Source organism: Paenibacillus qinlingensis (assembly GCF_031455095.1).
In the GTDB taxonomy this organism is placed as follows: domain Bacteria; phylum Bacillota; class Bacilli; order Paenibacillales; family NBRC-103111; genus Paenibacillus_E; species Paenibacillus_E qinlingensis_A.
The window spans coordinates 325,882-345,676 of sequence record NZ_JAVDSB010000001.1; the positions used below are offsets into that span (position 1 = coordinate 325,882).

Sequence of the window (19,795 nt, forward strand, 5' to 3'; positions counted from 1 at the left end):
TACCCCTATTTTTGTGTAATTTAGGGTTTGGATTGACTGAATATCGCCAAATAAACAACTTCGTCGCTAATTGGGATAAGCGTATGCTTCTCAATAGAATCGAAGTATAAGCTGTCACCTGCCTTCAGGAGGTAATCTGTGTTTCCAACCTTGTACTGCATTTCCCCTTCCAGCACATAGACGAATTCTTCTCCGACGTGGCTGTATAAGGATCCGCGCTCATAATCTATTTTTTTGGCCGTAAACAAAAAGGGCTGCATCATTTTATCGCCGCGTTCTACAGCAAAGGCGAAAAAGGAATAACCTTTATCCGTTTTAACCAATTTCGATTTGCTCACAGATGAGGAGGTATAGATGCTGCCTGTCTGCTGCTCATCATCAAGCAAAGTAGACACTTTCGTCCCTAACGCATCGGCAATTTTGACTAATGTGGCAATGGGGGGAACTGTTTTGCCGTTCTCAATTTTGGAAAGCAAGCTTTTGGAGAAGCCGCTAATGGTGGCAACGTCCAGCAAACTGCGATTCTGTTCAAGTCTTAACTTTTTAATTCGGGCTCCAAGATCCATCTTGTGGTTGCTCCTATAATATGAAATTGAGTTTATCATAACGAAACGAAGTAGAATCAGTCAAGCTTTTGGATATATGTAAAAATAGGATTGATTTATTCAACTAAGTTGAATAAAATGAAATTGAATTTAATAAATGATCGATGAGGTGATGACTGTAACATGGCAACGATTACAAGTTTGACGGACGAAAAACATGTGCTTGATCTCGATTGGGGCAAAATTCAATGGTTATGTGGTCAGGAAATTGATCCTGAATGTGAAATGACGTTCGGGATGGTCTATATCCATGCGGGAGCTGAGAATAACAAGCATTATCATCCGAACTGTGAGGAATTTATTTTCGTACTTTCTGGTGAATGTGATCACACATTGGGCGATGAAAGTTTTCACTTGAAGCCAGGGATGATGCTGCGCATTCCGAGAGGTGTTTGGCATAATGCCAAAGCAACCAGCTGGGAACCTTGTCGCATGATGATTATGTATTCCGCACCTGATCGACAAACAAGAGGCCATTATTTATGAGAAAAACAGAAAATGGACTTTGGGATTGATCAGCGTTGTAGGTTCTTTGACATTCTTCGCTGCTTCGGCTTCAGCAAGTGTCATTGCGACAATCGACCTTGAAGGCGCATCGGTTAACGCGGTGCCCAGAACAATACGCTGAAGGTCTATTACGATAATTACAAATGGGGAACGACGTATAGTGATGTGGCCCCATAGAGCTATAGACCGAGCTGCCTCTTCCGATACTGCATAGGGGAAATTCCCTTTAGGGATCGGAAATGCTTGATAAAATAACTGGTATGATTAAACCCGGTTTCTGTGGCAATTTGCGTAATTGGTTTAGAGGGGTCGAGCAGCAATTGCTCGGCTTTTCTTATTCTCAGAAACGTGATGTATTTGACCAGCGGCATGTGCATGAATTGTTTAAAAACAGTGGCAAACCGGCTGTAGCTCATCATCGCCACTCGCGCAACGTCGACCGCATTCAACTCCTCGTGGGAATGCTCATCGATGTAGGCTAGCACGTGGACGAAAGTTTGTAAGCGCTCAGCGCCATGAGTCGCAGCGTTCGGAGTAGAGTGGGTAAGCAGGGAGCTGTGACGGAGCAAAAACAGCATAAGTTGGTGAATCCCTGATGTAACAGTGAGCTCAAAGCCGATCTCTCTGGATCTAAATTCGTTATGCATTGTGGTAATCATGGCTTCTAATCGATGATTCTGTTCATTCGAAAGCTTGAGTAAGTTCCAATTAAGCTCTCGATTCATGGCATAAGGCAGTCGATATTTTAAGTCGAAAGCTAGCTGGGGCATTGGCGATATAAGTTCAGGGTCAAACCCAATGACGTAATGGAGCGTTGAAAGATGAGGTTCAATCTGCACAGCATGAACTTCGCAAGGGGGAATGAGTACCAAGTCGCCAGCTTGGACGTTGAATGTGGAACTGCCTGTCGTCACGGTGCCTCTTCCTTCGGCCCAATATACGAGTTCCATATGATAGTGCCAATGGTGTCCAATGGAGTACCCTTCTGTTGTGGTTTTAAGCGATCCTATATAGAATGGACGTTCGACATTACCACTGTGCGACTGATCTTTGTTCGCTTCCCAGTAAGGCGTGATGTTCGTCATGTATGTACCTAGGCTCCTTTTAGCAAACACAGCGATAGTAGAATTGTTATATTTTTTGATATCTTCATTATAGTTTACTTCTCTTATCTTTAGTAGGCTAGAAACAGATAAAGAATGTCATGTGTGAATGTGTGGAAGGGGATAATTAGACGATGAATGCTATGTTTCAAGTAGAAAGTTCATTCTTTCTTGGAGTTAATTACTGGGCTTCGCATGCAGGGACGGCGATGTGGTCGGACTGGCGTCCGGAGCAAGTAGATAGAGATTTGCAAAATCTAGCGGCTGCAGGTGTTGAAATCCTGCGTGTATTTCCGCTTTGGCCCGATTTTCAGCCCATAAATACCCTGTATACGGGTCGCGGAAAACGGCATGGGCATCGATTTGGTGAAGACCGATTGCCGGATACGGCTGCAGGACAAGCCGGGGTTTCCGAAATCATGATGGACAGATTCAGAGTCTTTACAGCTATTGCCGAGCGCCACGGTTTGAAATTGATCGTTGGGCTGCTTGCGGGCTGGATGAGCGGAAGGTTGTTTGTGCCTCCCGCACTGCAAGGTAAACCCATCCTGACCGACCCTGATGCGATTCGTTGGCAGGTGCGATTTGTGCGGTATTTTATATCGGAGATGAAGCATGAGTCTACGATTGTCGCATGGGATTTGGGCAATGAATGCAATGAGATGGGCGAAGTTGCGAGCCAGGAAGAAGCCTGGCTGTGGACTTCTTCGATCGCAAACGCGATAAAAGCCGCTGATAGCTCCCGGCCGCTCGTTTCGGGCATGCATAGTCTGCTTCCCGCGGGGAAATGGACGATGCAAGATCAGGGAGAGCTAACGGATATTTTGACCACACATCCGTATCCGTTCTGGACGCCATACATGGACTTTGATCCATTGGATACGATTAGACCCACCATCCATGCGACTGCGGAAAGTTTGTTTTATGGACAGATCGGGGGCAAACCGAGCTTTGCAGAAGAAATGGGGACGATGGGCCCTATGGTATGCAGTGAGGAAACGGCGGCTGCTTTTGCACGGACCAGTATGCTGTCGCAATGGGCACATGGATTGGATGGCTTGCTGTGGTGGTGTGCCAACGACCAGACGAAGCTACAGCATGCGCCCTACGACTGGGTTGCCTGCGAAGGCGAGCTTGGCTTGTTGACCGAAGAGGGGCGCGTAAAACCAGCCTTGCAGGAGATGGGCAAGCTGAAGAAAGCTATTGAATCGCTGCCGACGCCGAAACTGCCTCCACGGATAACAGAGGCTGTCTGCATTGTGAATACATCCCAGGATCACTGGGCTGCGGCGTTAGGTTCCTTTATGCTGGCGAAGCAGGCGGGGTTTGATCTCGCGTACCAGTTCGAGGATCAACCATTAAAGCAAGCCGATATCTACCTGTTGGCTAGTTTGAGCGGCGTGCTAGGTATCCCAAAGCAACGTTGGGAAGAGTTGTTGCGCAGAGTAGCCGATGGTGCAACTTTGTACATGTCAACGGATGACGGGTACACACTTAATTTTGCCGAACTGACAGGATTGACTGTGGTGAACCGCCAGCGTCGTGCTGAGCCTGTGGAGCTGACATTGGCAGCAGAAAGCGGCAACGTGCAGATGTCCATTCCGGCCTCATTCTGCCTCACTTTCCGAAATGATCGGGCAGAAGTGCTGGCTGAGGAGTCGGATGGCAATCCCGTCTTGACGAAGGCTTTTTATGGAAAGGGGACCGTCTATTTCCTATCCGTGCCAGTTGAGCTGGCGATGGTACAAGGCAAAGGGACGAGCTTCCGCCCAGAGGAGAATCCATTTTGGAAGTTGTATGAGAAGGTCTCAGCCGAAATTAGAAGCGGAAGCCGCGTTATGCGCGCAGAGACGCCGAATTGGGGAATAACCGAGCATCCGATTGACGAGCGGACAAGGGTTGCGGTGATCATCAACTACTCGCCTGTTGTAAGCGAGGAGTCGGTTAGCTTGGCTGACGGGTGGAAAGTGGCCGAGTGCTGGTATGGGCAAAATCCTTCCATAACTGGGTATATTGCACAGTGTAGTCTGCCGGCGAATGACGGAATGATTATTTTGCTTAAAAAAGAAAAGTAAATGAAAAGGGGCGCTTATGGCGTCCCTTTTTACGATGGATGATATCCTGAAAATAGCAGAATTGATGGAATAAGTGTCAAATAAGTAGTCGAACACTAGTGAAGTTTGCAAAGATTTGAAAAATCACCTATAATACTGAATAAATGTTCAGTATTAATTTGATTCTCATTTTACAGGATCGGATAGCTAGAAAGTGGTGAAGCATGTGTGAATAAAAAGCAACAGCAAACCGAGCAAACGAAGAAGAAAATCGCTGATGCGGCCAGAGGTTTATTTGCTCAAAAAGGGTACAAAGCAACCGCGATTGAAGACATTGTAAAAGCAGTCGGGTGCAGTGCAGGTAACATTTATTATCATTTTAAGAACAAGGAAGGGCTATTTTTATTTTTACTTGAGGATTGGAACAGGGAATGGGATCGTAACTGGTTGGTCAAGGAAAAGCTGTACACGACGACAACCGATAAATTATATGGCATGGTTGAATACTTGGCACTTGATCAACTCAATCATCCGTTGACGAGGGCTGCTGATGAGTTTTTCAATAATGCGGAGAAAGCCCCAGAAGTAGAGGAGCGAATAAATCTAATGGTTAAAGGGTACATTGACTTTAATCGGCAGTTGCTTCAGAAGGGGATCGATAACAATGAATTTGAAAGTGCGAATGTGTCCGGTCTCGCGATTATCTTGGACAGTCTGTTGCTTGGGCTCAGTCAACATAGCCGAAGGATGGAACGAGAGGAAGCGCTAGCGGCATATCGGTTGGCTATGGATGTGTTTCTGTTGGGGATTTCCAGGCGGATCCACTAGCCTTTTTTTTGCCATAATACTGAATATATGTTCAGTATTATTAGCGTATAGGAGGATTTACAAATGACATTATTAACAAGACATCAGGGAGCATTATTGGTGCTCATGCTTAATCTTTTTTTAGTTTTTTCCGGAATTGGACTTGTTATCCCTATTATGCCTAAATTCATGGATAGTCTAGGTATTACAGGAGGAATTATTGGCTTATTGATTGCCTCCTTCTCATTGACGCAGCTGCTTTGTTCACCGCTGGCCGGCCGACTAGCCGATTCCTTCGGCAGGAAAAAAATGATTGTCATCGGCATGCTTGTATTTGCTGTCTCTGAGGGATTGTTTGGATTAGCCAGTTCGTCTCAATTGCTTTTTGTATCGAGAATGCTAGGCGGCATCAGTGCAGCCATGATAATGCCGGCCGTAATGGCTTACGCAGCTGATATTACGACACCGAAAGAACGTGCGGCAGGGATGGGATATATCACAGCCTCCATTACAACGGGCTTTATTATTGGACCTGGTATAGGCGGCTATATTGCTGAATTTGGGATTCGTGTCCCCTTTTACGCTGCAGGAGCCGCGGGGCTTTTCGCGGCATGTATCACACTGTTTATCCTTCGGGAGTCGCGTCGGACGCAAGAGAACATATCCGATACACCCTCTAGTATAGTTGAACGAAGAGGTCTGTTCTCTCAATTGAGATATGCCTACAGAGAGCCCTATTTCTTTAGCTTAATTATCGTTTTTGTTATGTCCTTCGGACTTGCTAATTATGAAACGATCTATGGACTGTTTGTGGATCAAAAATTTGGTTTTCAGCCTAAGGATATCGCTTTTATTATTACGTTCGGGTCTATAGCTGGCGCTGTCGTTCAAGTTACGGCATTCAGCTGGTTATTGAAAAGGTTTGGGGAGCAGCGCGTCATTACACTTTGCCTTTTCTTTGCAGGTTTGTTTATACTTCTGACGCTTTTTGTTCACCAATTTTGGATGATTTTTGCTGTTACCTTTATTGTATTTTTGGCGATCGATATCTTACGGCCGGCCATTAGTACCCAATTATCTATGGTGGCTGAGGATCAACAAGGCTATGTTGCCGGTTTGAATTCCGCTTTTACGAGTCTTGGTAATATAGCTGGGCCTATTGCAGCTGGATTTCTATTAGACTTGGATGTCAATTATCCGTATACGCTGGCTTGCTTAGTCCTGTTGATTTGTAGCGGCTTATCGATTAGAAGTAAAAAGCGCAGTTTGCGAGTTAACCATTCATGATAAAACAGCTATTTATAGTAAATAATAAAACCAAAGCAGCATAATAAAGTAAAAAAGCAGTTAAGAATTCGGGTTTCTTACTGCTTTTTTGTTTGTGATCTAGTATACTGACTGTATAGGCATGCATGTTATTTCATGATGTAATCGCTTTATTTCATATTTAAACGTTTAAATTAATGAATAAAGGAATTCGATATACAGGTCGGATGAGTCCATGCACGGATGTCGAATAGAGGAGGCTGCTATGGTAACGCTGAAAGATATTGCTGAAAAGACGAATTTATCGGTCACAACGGTTTCCCGTGTCGTGAATTTTAACGATACAAGTATTTGCAGTGAGGAATCGCAGAAATTAATTTGGTCTTTAGTTGAAAGTATGAATTATAAAGTAAAAAATAAAAAACCGAAGCCCAGTAAAGATGGCGATACGCAGGGTGGCTATAAGTTGGCCTACGTGCTTGGACAGTCGTCCTATGCGGCGCAAGGTTCCTACGGATATCACATTATTAAAGGGATTGAGTCCGAAACGGTGAAAAGTGGATCATCGATTTCCTTCAATTGTTTGAATTTGGATTTGTACAAGCCAGAGGAGTTATGTGATCGACTGTTAGAGTCAGGTGTGCATGCGGTTGTTTGGGTGGCAGGAACGGAAGAAGAATACCTCAATATGCTCAAAAATAAACATATTCAGGTGACCGTTGCAGGTATTGAACCGAGCTATTTTCCTGAACATGTAGATTATGTAGGCGTCGACTTTTACCCGGAGACACTCAAGTGGCTCAAAACCAAATTCGTTAACCAGTTTGAGCGGGTGGGGTACATTGGTCCTACGTATAGCTCTAGGTATGAAGCTTTCGTGGATGCGAATAAAATTCTGGATAAAAAGGTGGATCCAGCCTTCATCGTTGCACATGATGAATGGGATGCTGGTGCCGCAAAAACCGCGATGTCGGCTTATTTGGAAGGAAATAATCAATTGCCAGAGGCTTTCTTTGCAGCGAGTGATATCATCGCAATTGGAGCGATGAATGCTTTTAGAGATCATGGTATTCAAGTACCCGAAAAAGTGAAAATCCTTGGCTTTGACAACAATGAAATGGCGGCGTATTTGACGCCTGGACTTACGACGATCGGTGTCCCGACCTTTGAGATTGGGGTTATGGCTGTGCAAGCCGCGATCTCCCGGTTAAAAGAAGACCGCGGCTTCCCGGTACGCTATATTTTGCCAACACGGTTTGTAGAAAGACAAACCCTTTAGTTATCACACATGACAAAAGTCTGTTTCAGGTCGATCCTGAGACAGACTTTTTTTATTGTGCCTTTAGGAATGAATTACAGGTTATAAAGTAAAATAGTCATTGACTAATTTACTATAATAAACTAAAATTTAAACTAAATCATAGGAAATGGAGAGTTGGTATTGTCCATTGTAAATATGAAAGACTTTGGAGTAGAGCCTGACCAAGGGTCAGATGCAACCCTAGCTGTATTTGCAGCAATTGAAAAGTGTAAAGAACTAGAACGCCCAACCCTTGTATTCCCAAAAGGGACGTACCATTTCTGGCCGGAGTATGCGGTAGAGCGCCAATATTTCATTCCGAATCACGATCAAAACAAGAATCGGCGAATTACTTTCCCTTTGATTGGCATGAAAGGGCTGACGATTGACGGCCGGGGTTCCGAATTTATTTTCCATGGCTTAACACTTCCCTTTGTGCTTGATGGCTGTCAGGAAATGACGGTGAAGAACCTTACCATCGATTGGGAGCGGCCCATGTTGTCACAAGGGCAAGTCATTGGTGTTGCCAATCAGTCTTTTGATGTGGAGATCCCATGGGATTATCCGTACGACATTGTTGATCGACAGTTAGTATTCAAAGGTGAAGGTTGGCAAGAACCTTGCAAAGGCATAATTGAAATGGATCCGCTTACAAAATCACCTCTGTTTCAATCAGGGGACTACCTGAACTATGGGAACTATGCAAAGTTACACGTGAAGGAAGTTTCACCTGGTGTCGTGCGGTTCTCGGAGGCAGGCAGCCAGCTCCCGAAATTAGGGAGCCAATTGATTTTCCAATGCGGAGAACGTGACTGTCCTGGATTCTTTATCAACAACAGCACGGATACGCAGCTCATGGCCATTGATATGCACCATACCATTGGTATGGGGGTTATTGGGCAAAGAAGTGAGAACATTAGCTTGCAGTCGTTTAATGTGAAGCTGCGAGAGGGCACCAACCGATTATTCACAACATCGGCGGATGCGACACATTTTGTGTATTGCCGCGGTATCATCGACATCGAAGGTTGCCTGTTTGAGAATCAAATGGATGATCCTTGTAATGTACATGGCATTTATATGACATTCTTCAAACGCATCGCTGAGGATACGCTGTTGCTCAGATTGAATCATAAGCAGCAAAGAGGTGCGGAAGTATTCCTTCCGGGTGAGCGTGTGCGATTTATCCAGAAGCAAAGCCTGATGCCTCATTTCGAAACGCTAGTGAAAAGTGTTCGCTGCTTGAATCCTGAGTTTTATCTCGTCACGTTTGATCGTAAGCTGCCGAACTCGATTGATTTGCATAGTGCCGTGGAGAATGTGTCTTGGGCTGCTGACTTACGCATTCGGAATTGTATCGCGAGGGGCAACCGAGCTAGAGGATTTCTGATCACCACCTCGGGGAAAGTGTGGATCGAAGGGAATACGATTTCCACACCTGGTGCTGCAATCAAAATCTCCGGAGACGCTAATTATTGGTTCGAATCCGGTGCGGTTCAAGACATTACCATACGTAATAATGTTTTCCAAGATTGTAATACTTGCTTCCCAGAATGGGGGAGCGCGGCAATCGACATCGATCCAGAGATTCAGAAACCAGATAGTCAAGGGGATTGTTATCACGCGAACATTATCATTGAAAACAATACATTTATTGCGTTTCACCCCTACTTAGTGAAGGGGCAAAGTGTAAACGGTGTATTTGTCCGAAATAATGTTGTCAAACGTTCTGAGCGATACCCGTCCCCAAAGCAAATGACGTTTGAAGTGATTTTAAAAAACTGTAAAAATGTCATTGTTGATCATATTAAATACCCTTCTGAACCATTAATTATAGTAAAATATTAGTAAAAAAAGGTTGAAATCTAACATGGAGTCGTCTAAGATGTTAGTGAATGCTAACTAACCAGCGATCGAGAAGGGACGAAGGTGAGTACATTGGCTAGTATTTCTTTTAATCATGTATGTAAGTACTATAAGTCAGAAAAGAAGCCCTCGGTGAATAATTTCCATCTTGAAGTTGCGGATGGTGAGTTTTTGGTGTTAGTTGGACCTTCGGGATGTGGTAAAACAACAACGCTGCGCATGCTATCCGGATTAGAAGAAGTATCCGAAGGAGAAATTTACATTGGAAGTCGATTCGTTAATTACGTTTCGCCCAAAGACCGAGATATTGCGATGGTGTTCCAAAATTATGCGTTATACCCGAATTTATCGGTTTACGAAAACATGGCACTCGGGCTCAAGCTTCGCAAGGTTGCTAAGCATGAGGTTGAACTGCGAGTCAAAAAAGCAGCACGCATTCTTGAAATTACGAATCATTTGGATAAAAAACCGAATCAACTCTCCGGGGGGCAGAAGCAGCGCGTCGCTTTAGGCAGAGCGATTGTCAGGGAACCTGCGGTATTTTTAATGGATGAACCGCTCTCCAATCTTGACGCGAAGCTCAGAACTCAGACGAGAGCCGAGTTAATCAAGATGCATCAAGCGCTGCAGACGACTACTGTGTACGTCACACACGATCAGACGGAAGCATTAACCATGGGGACACGTATCGTCGTTATGAAAGATGGCGTCATCCAGCAGGTGGATACACCAGCAGAGGTTTACAGCAATCCAACCAATCTGTTTGTGGCTAGCTTTATCGGGTCACCAGCGATGAACTTTATCAAAGGATCCATAAGCGAGAGCTCAGGAAAGTTTTATTTTATGAATAAACGTTTGAACTTGCGGGTTCCGGAATCTTATTATCCTTTTTTCAGGAAGACAACCTGCAATTTGCGAGAAATTGTCCTTGGCATACGGCCAGAGCACGTAATTAGCGATCAGCAAGCAGTCAGTGAAGCTCAGGACTGGAAAGTAAGCGCTTTAATGGAGATCAAAGAGATGATGGGTGCTGACACGTTTCTCTATTTGAAAATTGGCGAAGATCAACTGATCTCACGAGTCGTCGAAGCCCGGGAGAATTATGCAGCTAACGAATCGCTTGAAATCGCGCTGAACATGAATAGGGCACATTTCTTTGATGAAAAATCAGGAAACTCTATCTGCTGCTAGATGGAACGGAGGCAGAATGATGAAATATCGGAAAGCGATAACCTACACTACGATTCTCGCAATTATCGTCGGATTTTACGCAATTAGATCTAATCTGGGACAGAGCACGTATCCCGTCGTTTCTGCTGAAAGTGTGCAACTTCCTACTGTGAATGCCGAAGGAATCCCCTATTATTTGGAACTTCAGCGCCAATATGCGGCAGCAAGCATGAAAGGGTATACCGGCCAACCGATAACGGTTCCTTCGGCACGTATCTTGGCAACGAAGGATGGGGCCAAAACGGCAACAGTAAAGGATTCAGCGTCTGGCACTGACGTTCTCCACTGGCAGAACGGTGCAGGGGCGGTCGAATGGGAGATTGGAGTCCCTGAAGAGGGGCTGTACAATCTGGAGATCGCTTACAAACCGGAGAGTGAGAGTTCCAGCTCCATTTTTTATGGTTTACAAATCGATGGAAAGTTGCCTTTTGCTGAAGCGAAGTCCGTGGAGTTTCTAAAGCAGTGGCAGGATCAAACGTTCCCTTATAAGAAGGATGTGTTGGGTAATGAGATTCGTTCCCAGCAAGAGCAAGTAAAGGAATGGAAGACGATGCGGTATACGGATTACAATGTATCTTCTCAACCGATCGCTTTTCATTTGAAAGCAGGGAAACATACGATTCGCTTTCAGGCCGTCAACGAGCCTATGTTATGGAAATCAATCAGCTTGGTCGCCCCTAACCAAATTGTAAGTTACAAGGATTATGTGAAGGATAAGCCTAGGACACAGGTTGATCCACAATGGTTTATCAAATTTGAAGCGGAACAGCTTAGTTCTAAATCACATACGTCCATTCAAACCGGCACGCGCAATGAATCGCAAGTGTCGCCTGATCCGAAAGGGCGGATCATCTATAATGTCATAGATGGTGAGAAGTGGAAGAAACCGGGTGAATGGATTGCTTGGCAAATCGATGTCCCCGAAACGGGTTGGTATGAATTAGATACCAAATATTATCAACGGTTTCAAGGTAAAACGAATGTATATCGTACGGTAATGATTGATGGCGCCGTTCCTTTTCAGGAGATGCTGCACTACACGTTTCCTTATAATGATAGGCTGGAAATTTATACGCTTCAGGATGCACAAGGAAAACCATATCAGTTCTATTTGGGGAAAGGCAAGCATGAGATTCGAATGATCGCGGACGCTTCCTTGGTTGATCAAGCTTTCTTGTCTTTAACCTCTACAATTAGCGACGTGAACACGCTTGAGCAGGAGTTGCGCAAAGTAACTGGCGATTACGGGGCAAATGCTGGAGATACCTATCGAACTTGGGATTTGGATAGCTATATGCCTGATATTAGTGAGCGACTTCAGTCGATTTTGGACCGTTTAAATCTCATTACTGATTACCTCAATGGGCTTAACCAGAGCGCTACAACGGCTACAAACACGATTCGAATGGCTGCTGCGATGGTGGAAGACTTGATGGAAGATGTGGACAAAATCCCGAATAAACTTAAAGTGTTCCCGGATTTGAAGACGCGGCTTAGCACGTGGTTGGATACATATAATGATCAAAGCCTAACACTTGATTACTTGGTTTTACGTGCGCCAGAGGCCAAGACGGGGTTGAAAGAATCCAATATGGTATCACAAATGGCGTATTCGGCTGGCAACTTTCTTCGTACCTTCTATCAAAAGTACGACACAAGAGAAGAAAACAAGAAAGACGGGCTTGAGATTTGGATTGGCCGTAACCGAGATTATGCAGGGCTGCTGCAGGAGATGATTAATCAGGATTTCACACCTGCTACGGGTATCAAAGTGAACGTCAATCTCATGCCAGATCCTAATGCACTTACGCTAAGTAATGCGGCAGGGGATCAACCAGATCTTGCGCTTGGCGTAGCTCAGGACACCCCTGTTGATTTTGCCATGCGAGGTGCTTCTGCGGACTTGAAGACGTTCAGCGATTATGAGGAAGTAGCTGCGCGATTTAATCCGGGCGCAATGCGAAACATGAACTATAACCATGGTGTGTACGCACTGCCTGAAACACAGGTATTTCATCTGTTATTTTATCGCAAGAGCGTGATGAAGGGGCTGGGTATCGAAGTTCCGCAAACGTGGGATGAGGTTCGAAAAATACTTCCAACGCTGCAAGAGAAAGGTTTGTCTTTCTTTTATCCAAACAAGGACTATGTACCCTTCTTCTATATGTATGGGGCAGAGTTTTACTCGAGGGATGGCTTGAAAGCGGCATTTGAAACAGAAGAGGGCTATGAAGCCTTTAAGTTGTGGACAGATCTATTTAATAAATTCGATCTTCCGAAAGATGTCCCTTCGTTTTTTAACCATTTTAAACTGGGGGATATGCCAATCGGGGTTTCGGATTATAATACGTATCTGCAACTGCTGTCCTCTGCGCCAGAAATTGTTGGTGACTGGGGCATTGCACCCATACCGGGCGTCAAGCAGGCAGATGGTGAAATTGCCAGATGGTCGCAGAATACGATGTCGTCTGCCATGATGTTAGATAAAAGTGATAAGAAAGATAAAGCATGGGAGTTCCTCAAATGGTGGACATCAGATGCGGTGCAGCTTCAATACGGTAGTGAGATAGAGTCGTACTATGGCATTGCGTACCGCTGGAATACAGCAAATATGCGAGCACTCGCTTCGATGCCGTGGCCATCGGAAGACTTGGCTGTGATTGAAGAGCAGAATCGTTGGGTGAAAAATGTGCCGAATATCCCTGGTGGATATTTTCTGTCTCGCGAGATGGAATTTGCTTGGAACCGAGTTGTTGTCAATAAGCTGCCGCCAAAGGATTCGCTCGATAAAGGGGCGGTTTCTCTTGAGAAGGAAATGGTGCGGAAGCAAAAAAATCTAGGCATTTTGCCTACCGATAATTTGAATGTGGAGACGTTTAACCAGCCATATGATTGGGGGGCCGTTCGCCAATGAAACCAAATGTGATGACGACAAAACGTACGGTACAATCCAGATTGTCTGTGTTCTCGATCCACAAGTTGGTGTCAACTTTGTATCAACAAAGGCTGTCCTTTCTATTTTTGGCACCGTTCTTAATCTGCTTTACTTTCTTTATTTTAGTGCCTGTGTTTATGGCGATGTTTATGAGCTTCACTTCGTATGATGCTTTTCAATCGCCCAAATTTATTGGCTTTAGCAATTTCATATCCTTACTGACACAAGATCAGATTTTTATGAAATATGCGCTGCCCAATACGATCAAATTTGCTTTTTTCGTGGGACCGATTGGGTACCTGCTCACATTTTTTGTAGCTTGGTTAATCTACCAGATGCCGAAGAGTATTCGCGATATTGTCTCGCTCGCTTTTTATGCACCTTCCATGGTAGGAGGCGTAGCGCTCACCGTGGTCTGGCAGGCTGCTTTTAGCGGCGATTATGTGGGATATTTGAATAACTTTCTACTAAATTTAGGATTTATTCAATCTCCCGTTCTCTGGCTGCAGACACCAACGTATTTCTTAAATATTATGATTATCGTGACGATCTGGATGAGCTTTGGTGTCGGTTTCCTGGCGATGCTAGCTGGCTTTGATACTGTTAACAAAGAGTTGTATGAAGCGGGACGCATTGATGGGATTTCCAATCGCCTGCAGGAAGTCTACTACATCACCGTACCTTCCATGAAGCCGCAAATGCTATTTAGCTCCGTTATGGCGATTGTCGGGACTTTGAAAGCGGGAGCCATTTCGACACAATTGTCGGGGGCGCAGATTTCCCCGCAATACTCTGGACATCTTATTCTGAATCACATCGATGATTATGCCTTTCTTCGCTACGAGCTAGGCTATGCCTCGATGGTGTCCTTTGTGCTTCTCATTATTTCGTATTTTGCGATGAAACTCAGCTATCGGCTGTTTAGCCATAAGGAAGGTGAATAGGGGTGGCGACACTCGTCCAGCAATTTCGAAGAATGACTTGGTCGGAGCTTGTACTGTTAATAATCTTGCTGCTGACTGCGGCTTTCCTTTCCCTTCCCATCGTTTTTATCGTGAATCATGCGTTTAAACCATTTAGCGAGCTATTTGCTTTTCCGCCTACCTTTATCGTCAAACAGCCAACACTGTCGAATTTTTATGAATTGTTTCAACGTACATCAACAGGCGCCGTGCCGTTTACCCGCTATTTATTTAACAGTATTATTGTTGTCATTTTCACACTGGTTGCGGTTATCGTCTCGAGCTGCATGGCCGCTTATGTGCTCTCTAAGCATAAATTCATGTTCAAAGCGATTATTATGGGTGTCATCATGTTGGCGTTGATGTATGCGCCGGAAACCGTCGCAATCCCGCGTTATTTAATGATCAGTTGGCTAAACATTAACAACACCTACTTGGGGCACATTCTGCCATTCGTCGCATCACCGGTTGCTGTATTTCTGATGAAGCAATTTATTGATCAAATTCCAAATGAATTGCTCGAGGCCGCCAAAATCGACGGTGCATCCGAACTGCGAATTTTCTTCAAAATGGTCGTTCCGCTCTCATTTCCAGCTGTCGCGACAATCTCCATTATCACCATTCAAGGGGTATGGGGAGATACGCAGGCTTCTACGCTGTTTATGCAGGATGAAACGATGAAGACGCTGCCGTACTATATAACGACGTTAACGACAGCAGCAGCTGGCGGCAATACGATTGCCGGGCAAGGGATGGCGGCAGCAGCTGGATTGCTCATGTTTTTACCTAACTTGTTCGTGTTTCTAGCTTTCCAAAAACGAATTATGGAGACGATGCTGCACTCCGGCGTGAAGTAACGACGGGGCGGAGGAGCACGAAGCTATGATGGAAAGAGGGTCTTGTATGCTTACAAGCAAAAACATCGTTTGGATTGCGCTGGTTTTCATGCTTCTTTTTCCGGCATCCGCCCGCGCTTCGCAGCCATACGATACCTTTTATGTGAATCAAACATCAGATGGCAATTACATATCGTGGATGCAGGATGTCTATACGACCGGCGATACCATTGTTGGCATGGGACCAACGGCGTTCAATAGTCCTTCTGACTTGTTTATAACAAGCTCGGATGAGGTGTTTGTCGCCGATACGGGCAATCAACGTGTTGTGCAATTAGATGCACATGGCAAATATGTGAGAGAGATTGGCAAGGAGAAAGGGCCTGGGCAATTACGGGCGCCTGAGGGTGTATTTGTCACGAATAACGGTACCATTTATGTTGCCGACACAGGCAATCAGCGCGTTGTTGTCTATGACAGCAAGGGTGCTTTTATCAAGGAGATGAAGAAGCCGAATTCTCCTTATCTCCCTAAGGATTTCTATTTTGTACCTGTCAAAATGGTCGTAGACGCCAGAGATGTTCTCTATGTCGTGTCTAAAGGTGCTTATCAAGGCATGGTGCGAATTGGAAAAACAGGCGAGTTTGAAGGATTCTTCGGTGGGAATAAATCCACGGCTTCTGTGATGGATCGCTTGAAAAGACTCCTTTTCACGAAAGATCAATTAGAGAAAGAAACGGCAATTCGCCCGCTGGAGGTAAGCAATGTCACCTTAGGCAGCGAAGGGTTCATTTACACGGATACGAAGGGAGTAACCTCCAGCCAAATTAAGCAATTAAGTGCAGGTGGAACGGACCGATTTCAGAATTTAAAAACAGTCAAATTCAATGATTCCGATCAAATTGTGGATGTTGCGATGGACAGCAAGCAGTTCATGTATGTGCTGGATCAGCGGTTGGCTAGCAGAGAGACGCGAGGCTTGGGCATGATTTCGATTCATAGCCCTGGCGGTACGGAAATGTTTCGGTTTGGTAAAACGTTCAAGGCACCGGAACAGAAGGGGATATTGGCTTACCCGGTAAGTATCGGCGTCAATTCTCGGAATGAGCTCTGGGTGCTGGATAAAACATTAAACATGATTCAAGTGTATGAGCGGACCCCTTTTGGCCAAACGTTCTTAAGCGCTGCCTATGATTATTACATCGGGGACTTTGAGAGGAGTAAAGAGAATTGGCAGAAGGTTCTCGAACAGAACGAGTTGATTAGCTTAACGTACAGCGGCTTGGGTGAAGTAGCTATTAAAGAAGGCCGTATCGAAGAGGCGATGACTAACTTTCGAATTACGTACGATGCTGACGGTTACTCGGAAGCTTTCTGGACGTATCGGATGCACTGGATCGACCAAGATCTGATCCGAACGTTGGCAGGGTTGCTTGCGCTGTGGCTCTTGTACCGGTATGTGCTCAAACGATGGCTGGGTGTGTTGTTGCAGCGCGCTCCGCGTTTCTTCCGGCACATCGCAGATGAATTACGAGATTGCGTGTATACCATGTTTCATCCGTATGAAGGTTTTTATCGTTTAAAAGGCAGGAAGATCTCGTTCTGGAGCCTTGGAACGCTTACTCTTCTTTTGTTCTTCACGAAATTGGCTACGATTTACTGGACAGGTTTTAGCTTTTTTCCGACCAATCTGAAGGCTATTGCTTGGGGACAAGAAATGATATTCTTGGCTGCGCCTGTCATCACATGGGTCGTTGCCAACTATTTGATCAGTACGATTAAAGATGGCGAAGGTCGTTTTCGGGAAGTGCTGCAGGGCGCCATATTCGCCATGGTTCCTTACATACTTTTCTCGATTCCAATTCTGATTCTATCGAACATTCTGGTACTTGAAGAGAAGATATTGATTACGATGCTGACAACGATCATGTGGCTATGGATCGGCACGTTGTTTATTGTTAAGACCCAAGTCACGCACAATTTTGAGTTTATCGAGAACATTCGCAATTCGGTAACGACAGTATTTACGATTGGGATTATTTGGGTGTTCATTGCGGTCGGTATCGGACTAACCTTCAATCTGTGGGACTTTATCTATCAGCTGTATAAGGAGGTTGCTTTCCTTGGTTAAACCGATCTGGAAAAACCGAAAAATAGGGATCGCAGCCGGTGCTGTGCTTGTGATCCTTGGTGTAGGAGGATATACGATCGCCTCTTCGGCTTCCCTTACGGGAACCGTTGATTTCTCACCACGTGAGACCATAAGGATGCCGATCACACAAGGTGCTGCTCTGAACACATCAGCGACGGACCTGAATGGCTGGACAGTCGTGAAGCAAAACCAACGATATGCCTTAAAGCTACATGTAAAATCCGGTAATTTAGCGGTCAAAGATCTTTCGACCGGCTTTGAATGGACAGCTTTTGCGAAGCAGGAGCTCTTAGACAAGGAAAAAGTAGGTGGAACGCTGCGAACTAATTTGGAATCTCCGTTTATCATGGAATATTTCGAAGCTTCCGCAATTCAGCGCAAGATCAAAAACGCGAAAGATCCGAATGCCTTGATTACCTACTCCCAAACCAATCAAGGATTTGCAGCCGATTACACCTTCAAGGATATTGAAATTGGTTTCCGGATGGAATTTGACTTAACGGATGATGGGGTGAAAGTGTCCATCCCGGTACAAAGCATTTCGGAGAAGAACAAATTCAAACTGATTTCCATTGAATCGCTGCCTTTCTTCGGGGCGGCTGGCGTGGACTCGATAGCGGGGTACATATTCATACCGGATGGCCCTGGTGGCTTAATTCGCTTCCCTCAGGAGCAGGATCTGGTTGGGAAAGGCTATGAGCAGCCGGTTTATGGAGCGGAACTTACCACAGGCAACTTCCCTGAAACCAATATGAGTCCGGTTTCGATGCCCGTATTCGGAATGAAGCAAGGAAGCAACGCATTTCTGGCTATCATTGATAAAGGCGAGTATACGGCGTCCATCAAAGCGTATCGGCCAGGCATTATCAGTAATATGAACTCCGTTAGCACGAAGTTTGTGTACCGGGAGGAATATGATCGCCGGTTAAGTCTCGGCGGGAAGTCTGTGCGCGTATTCCAAGATGAGATGGCGGCACAGGACCGGGTCGTGGATTATCATTTTTTAAGGGGTGACCAGGCCAATTATGTCGGCATGGCACAGACGTACCGGACGTATATGTTGGATACGAATCGGATCACGAATAAACTAGCGCCTACTCCGCATGTACCGCTGGATCTCACCTTAATCGGAGGGGATTCGGACTGGAACGGAAACTCGGGATATACGCCAGCGACTACCTTCAAACAAGCGCAGTATATTGAGGAAGACTTGAAGAAAAGCGGCGTTGAAGCCATGCATATTACGTATGAACAGTGGCAGGAAAAAGGCAGCCTAAGTCCATCTAGACTTTTTTCACTGGAAGGAAAATTAGGTGGTGACAAAGACTTGCAAGCCTTCGTCGATTCTTCCCATAGCAACGGCTACAAAGTACTCTTCAAAACAGATGTTGTGGAAGCCAGCACTGAATTTGTTAACCATTCCCCCAAATCATTCGGTATCCGCTCCATTGAAGGCAATGTCATGATGGATAAAGATTGGTTTTGGTTTACGCCGAATGTTTCGTATAACTTGACGAGAAGCATCGGCGACAAATTGAAGGGCTATGGCATCGATGGCATCCAGTTTTCCGATATAGGTAATCTGCTCTTTAGAGACTATAATCCGTCTTATAACTATCAGCGAGAGGATTCGGCTTATGTGTACCAACACATGCTAGACTATTCAAACCGTGAGCTGGGGACGAACGGGATAAGTTTAGGGAATGCCTATGCGTTGCAGCATGCGAAACATATTCAGAATCTGCCGAATGATATCAATCATTTCTATGATATTAATGAAAGGGTGCCTTTCGCGCCAATTGTTTTACATGGCAACATCTCCTATTCGATGGGAGCGGGTAATATTCGGGATAATGACCAAGAAGAGTTTCTAAGAGCTGTCGAATACGGTGCGGTTCCTTCGTTTATGCTGACTTACGAGTCGACGCGTACGTTGCAGGAAACCTACTCTTGGGGCGTATACAGCTCCCGCTATGCCTCATGGAAAGATAAACTACTGAAGGAATACAAAGATTTTGATCGCCTTGCCGCAGTCTATGATCAACCGATTACGAATCATCGGCAAGTAAGTGATGGCGTGTTCGAAACGCAATATGGGAATGGCATAAGTGTGATCGTAGACTATAACAGCTTGTCGTTTCGAGTGGAAAAGGGGGGGAGTTGGTGAATACA

Annotated in this window: 14 protein-coding genes; 12 read left to right on the top strand and 2 right to left on the bottom strand. The window is 45.2% G+C overall.

The features are described from left to right. Positions 1-20: 20 nt before the first annotated feature. The gene (locus J2736_RS01420) at positions 21-566 is read right to left on the bottom strand and encodes a helix-turn-helix domain-containing protein (RefSeq protein ID WP_310222810.1); all 546 of its coding nucleotides are present in this window, start codon (positions 564-566) and stop codon (positions 21-23) included. Positions 567-728: 162 nt separating this feature from the next. On the opposite strand from J2736_RS01420, the gene J2736_RS01425 reads away from it, so the two are divergent. Beyond that, positions 729-1,091 carry a cupin domain-containing protein gene (locus J2736_RS01425; RefSeq protein WP_310222812.1) on the top strand — a complete coding sequence of 121 codons (363 nt, stop codon included), beginning with the start codon at positions 729-731 and terminating at the stop codon, positions 1,089-1,091. Between the two features lie 200 nt (positions 1,092-1,291). On the opposite strand, the gene J2736_RS01430 is transcribed toward J2736_RS01425, so the two are convergent. Next, entirely contained in the window at positions 1,292-2,197 is a 906-nt protein-coding gene (locus J2736_RS01430) for an AraC family transcriptional regulator (protein ID WP_310222814.1), read from the bottom strand. A 152-nt stretch (positions 2,198-2,349) separates the two neighbouring features. On the opposite strand from J2736_RS01430, the gene J2736_RS01435 reads away from it, so the two are divergent. From J2736_RS01435 to J2736_RS01485, 11 genes are all read left to right on the top strand, one after another. Continuing rightward, positions 2,350-4,290, top strand: a complete 1,941-nt coding sequence (locus tag J2736_RS01435; RefSeq protein ID WP_310222816.1) for a beta-mannanase — start codon at positions 2,350-2,352, stop codon at positions 4,288-4,290. Positions 4,291-4,497: 207 nt separating this feature from the next. Then, positions 4,498-5,097, top strand: a complete 600-nt coding sequence (locus J2736_RS01440; RefSeq protein ID WP_310222818.1) for a TetR/AcrR family transcriptional regulator — start codon at positions 4,498-4,500, stop codon at positions 5,095-5,097. A 63-nt stretch (positions 5,098-5,160) separates the two neighbouring features. Further along, positions 5,161-6,363 (top strand): MFS transporter, encoded by a 1,203-nt coding sequence (locus J2736_RS01445; RefSeq protein WP_310222819.1) that lies wholly within the window; start codon positions 5,161-5,163, stop codon positions 6,361-6,363. Between the two features lie 244 nt (positions 6,364-6,607). Further along, positions 6,608-7,621: a LacI family DNA-binding transcriptional regulator gene (locus J2736_RS01450; RefSeq protein ID WP_310222821.1), complete on the top strand. Its 1,014-nt coding sequence runs from the start codon at positions 6,608-6,610 to the stop codon at positions 7,619-7,621. Positions 7,622-7,783: 162 nt separating this feature from the next. Beyond that, on the top strand, positions 7,784-9,490 hold the full coding sequence (locus J2736_RS01455; protein WP_310222823.1) for a right-handed parallel beta-helix repeat-containing protein: 1,707 nt from the start codon (positions 7,784-7,786) through the stop codon (positions 9,488-9,490). Between the two features lie 90 nt (positions 9,491-9,580). Further along, the gene (locus tag J2736_RS01460; RefSeq protein WP_310225148.1) at positions 9,581-10,699 is read left to right on the top strand and encodes an ABC transporter ATP-binding protein; all 1,119 of its coding nucleotides are present in this window, start codon (positions 9,581-9,583) and stop codon (positions 10,697-10,699) included. Beyond that, positions 10,668-13,652 (top strand): extracellular solute-binding protein, encoded by a 2,985-nt coding sequence (locus J2736_RS01465; RefSeq protein WP_310225150.1) that lies wholly within the window; start codon positions 10,668-10,670, stop codon positions 13,650-13,652. The genes J2736_RS01460 and J2736_RS01465 overlap by 32 nt, the downstream gene beginning before the upstream one ends. Continuing rightward, a complete protein-coding gene (locus J2736_RS01470) occupies positions 13,649-14,617 on the top strand; it encodes a carbohydrate ABC transporter permease (RefSeq protein WP_310222826.1) in 969 nt (322 codons plus the stop codon). Before J2736_RS01465 ends, J2736_RS01470 begins: the two co-directional genes overlap by 4 nt. Before the next feature lie 2 nt (positions 14,618-14,619). After that, the gene (locus J2736_RS01475) at positions 14,620-15,492 is read left to right on the top strand and encodes a carbohydrate ABC transporter permease (RefSeq protein ID WP_310222828.1); all 873 of its coding nucleotides are present in this window, start codon (positions 14,620-14,622) and stop codon (positions 15,490-15,492) included. A gap of 46 nt (positions 15,493-15,538) precedes the next feature. After that, complete coding sequence (locus J2736_RS01480; protein ID WP_310222830.1) at positions 15,539-17,602, top strand: YIP1 family protein; 2,064 nt, start codon at positions 15,539-15,541, stop codon at positions 17,600-17,602. Beyond that, entirely contained in the window at positions 17,595-19,790 is a 2,196-nt protein-coding gene (locus J2736_RS01485; RefSeq protein ID WP_310222832.1) for a DUF5696 domain-containing protein, read from the top strand. The genes J2736_RS01480 and J2736_RS01485 overlap by 8 nt, the downstream gene beginning before the upstream one ends. Positions 19,791-19,795 lie beyond the last annotated feature (5 nt).

Bases quoted from the DNA above. Each gene is read 5' to 3' on its own strand.
- J2736_RS01420 (WP_310222810.1), bottom strand. From the start codon at position 566: ATGGATCTTGGAGCCCGAATTAAAAAGTTAAGACTTGAACAGAATCGC.
- J2736_RS01425 (WP_310222812.1), top strand. From the start codon at position 729: ATGGCAACGATTACAAGTTTGACGGACGAAAAACATGTGCTTGATCTC.
- J2736_RS01430 (WP_310222814.1), bottom strand. From the start codon at position 2,197: ATGACGAACATCACGCCTTACTGGGAAGCGAACAAAGATCAGTCGCAC.
- J2736_RS01435 (WP_310222816.1), top strand. From the start codon at position 2,350: ATGAATGCTATGTTTCAAGTAGAAAGTTCATTCTTTCTTGGAGTTAAT.
- J2736_RS01445 (WP_310222819.1), top strand. From the start codon at position 5,161: ATGACATTATTAACAAGACATCAGGGAGCATTATTGGTGCTCATGCTT.
- J2736_RS01450 (WP_310222821.1), top strand. From the start codon at position 6,608: ATGGTAACGCTGAAAGATATTGCTGAAAAGACGAATTTATCGGTCACA.
- J2736_RS01465 (WP_310225150.1), top strand. From the start codon at position 10,668: ATGAAAAATCAGGAAACTCTATCTGCTGCTAGATGGAACGGAGGCAGA.
- J2736_RS01470 (WP_310222826.1), top strand. From the start codon at position 13,649: ATGAAACCAAATGTGATGACGACAAAACGTACGGTACAATCCAGATTG.
- J2736_RS01480 (WP_310222830.1), top strand. From the start codon at position 15,539: ATGCTTACAAGCAAAAACATCGTTTGGATTGCGCTGGTTTTCATGCTT.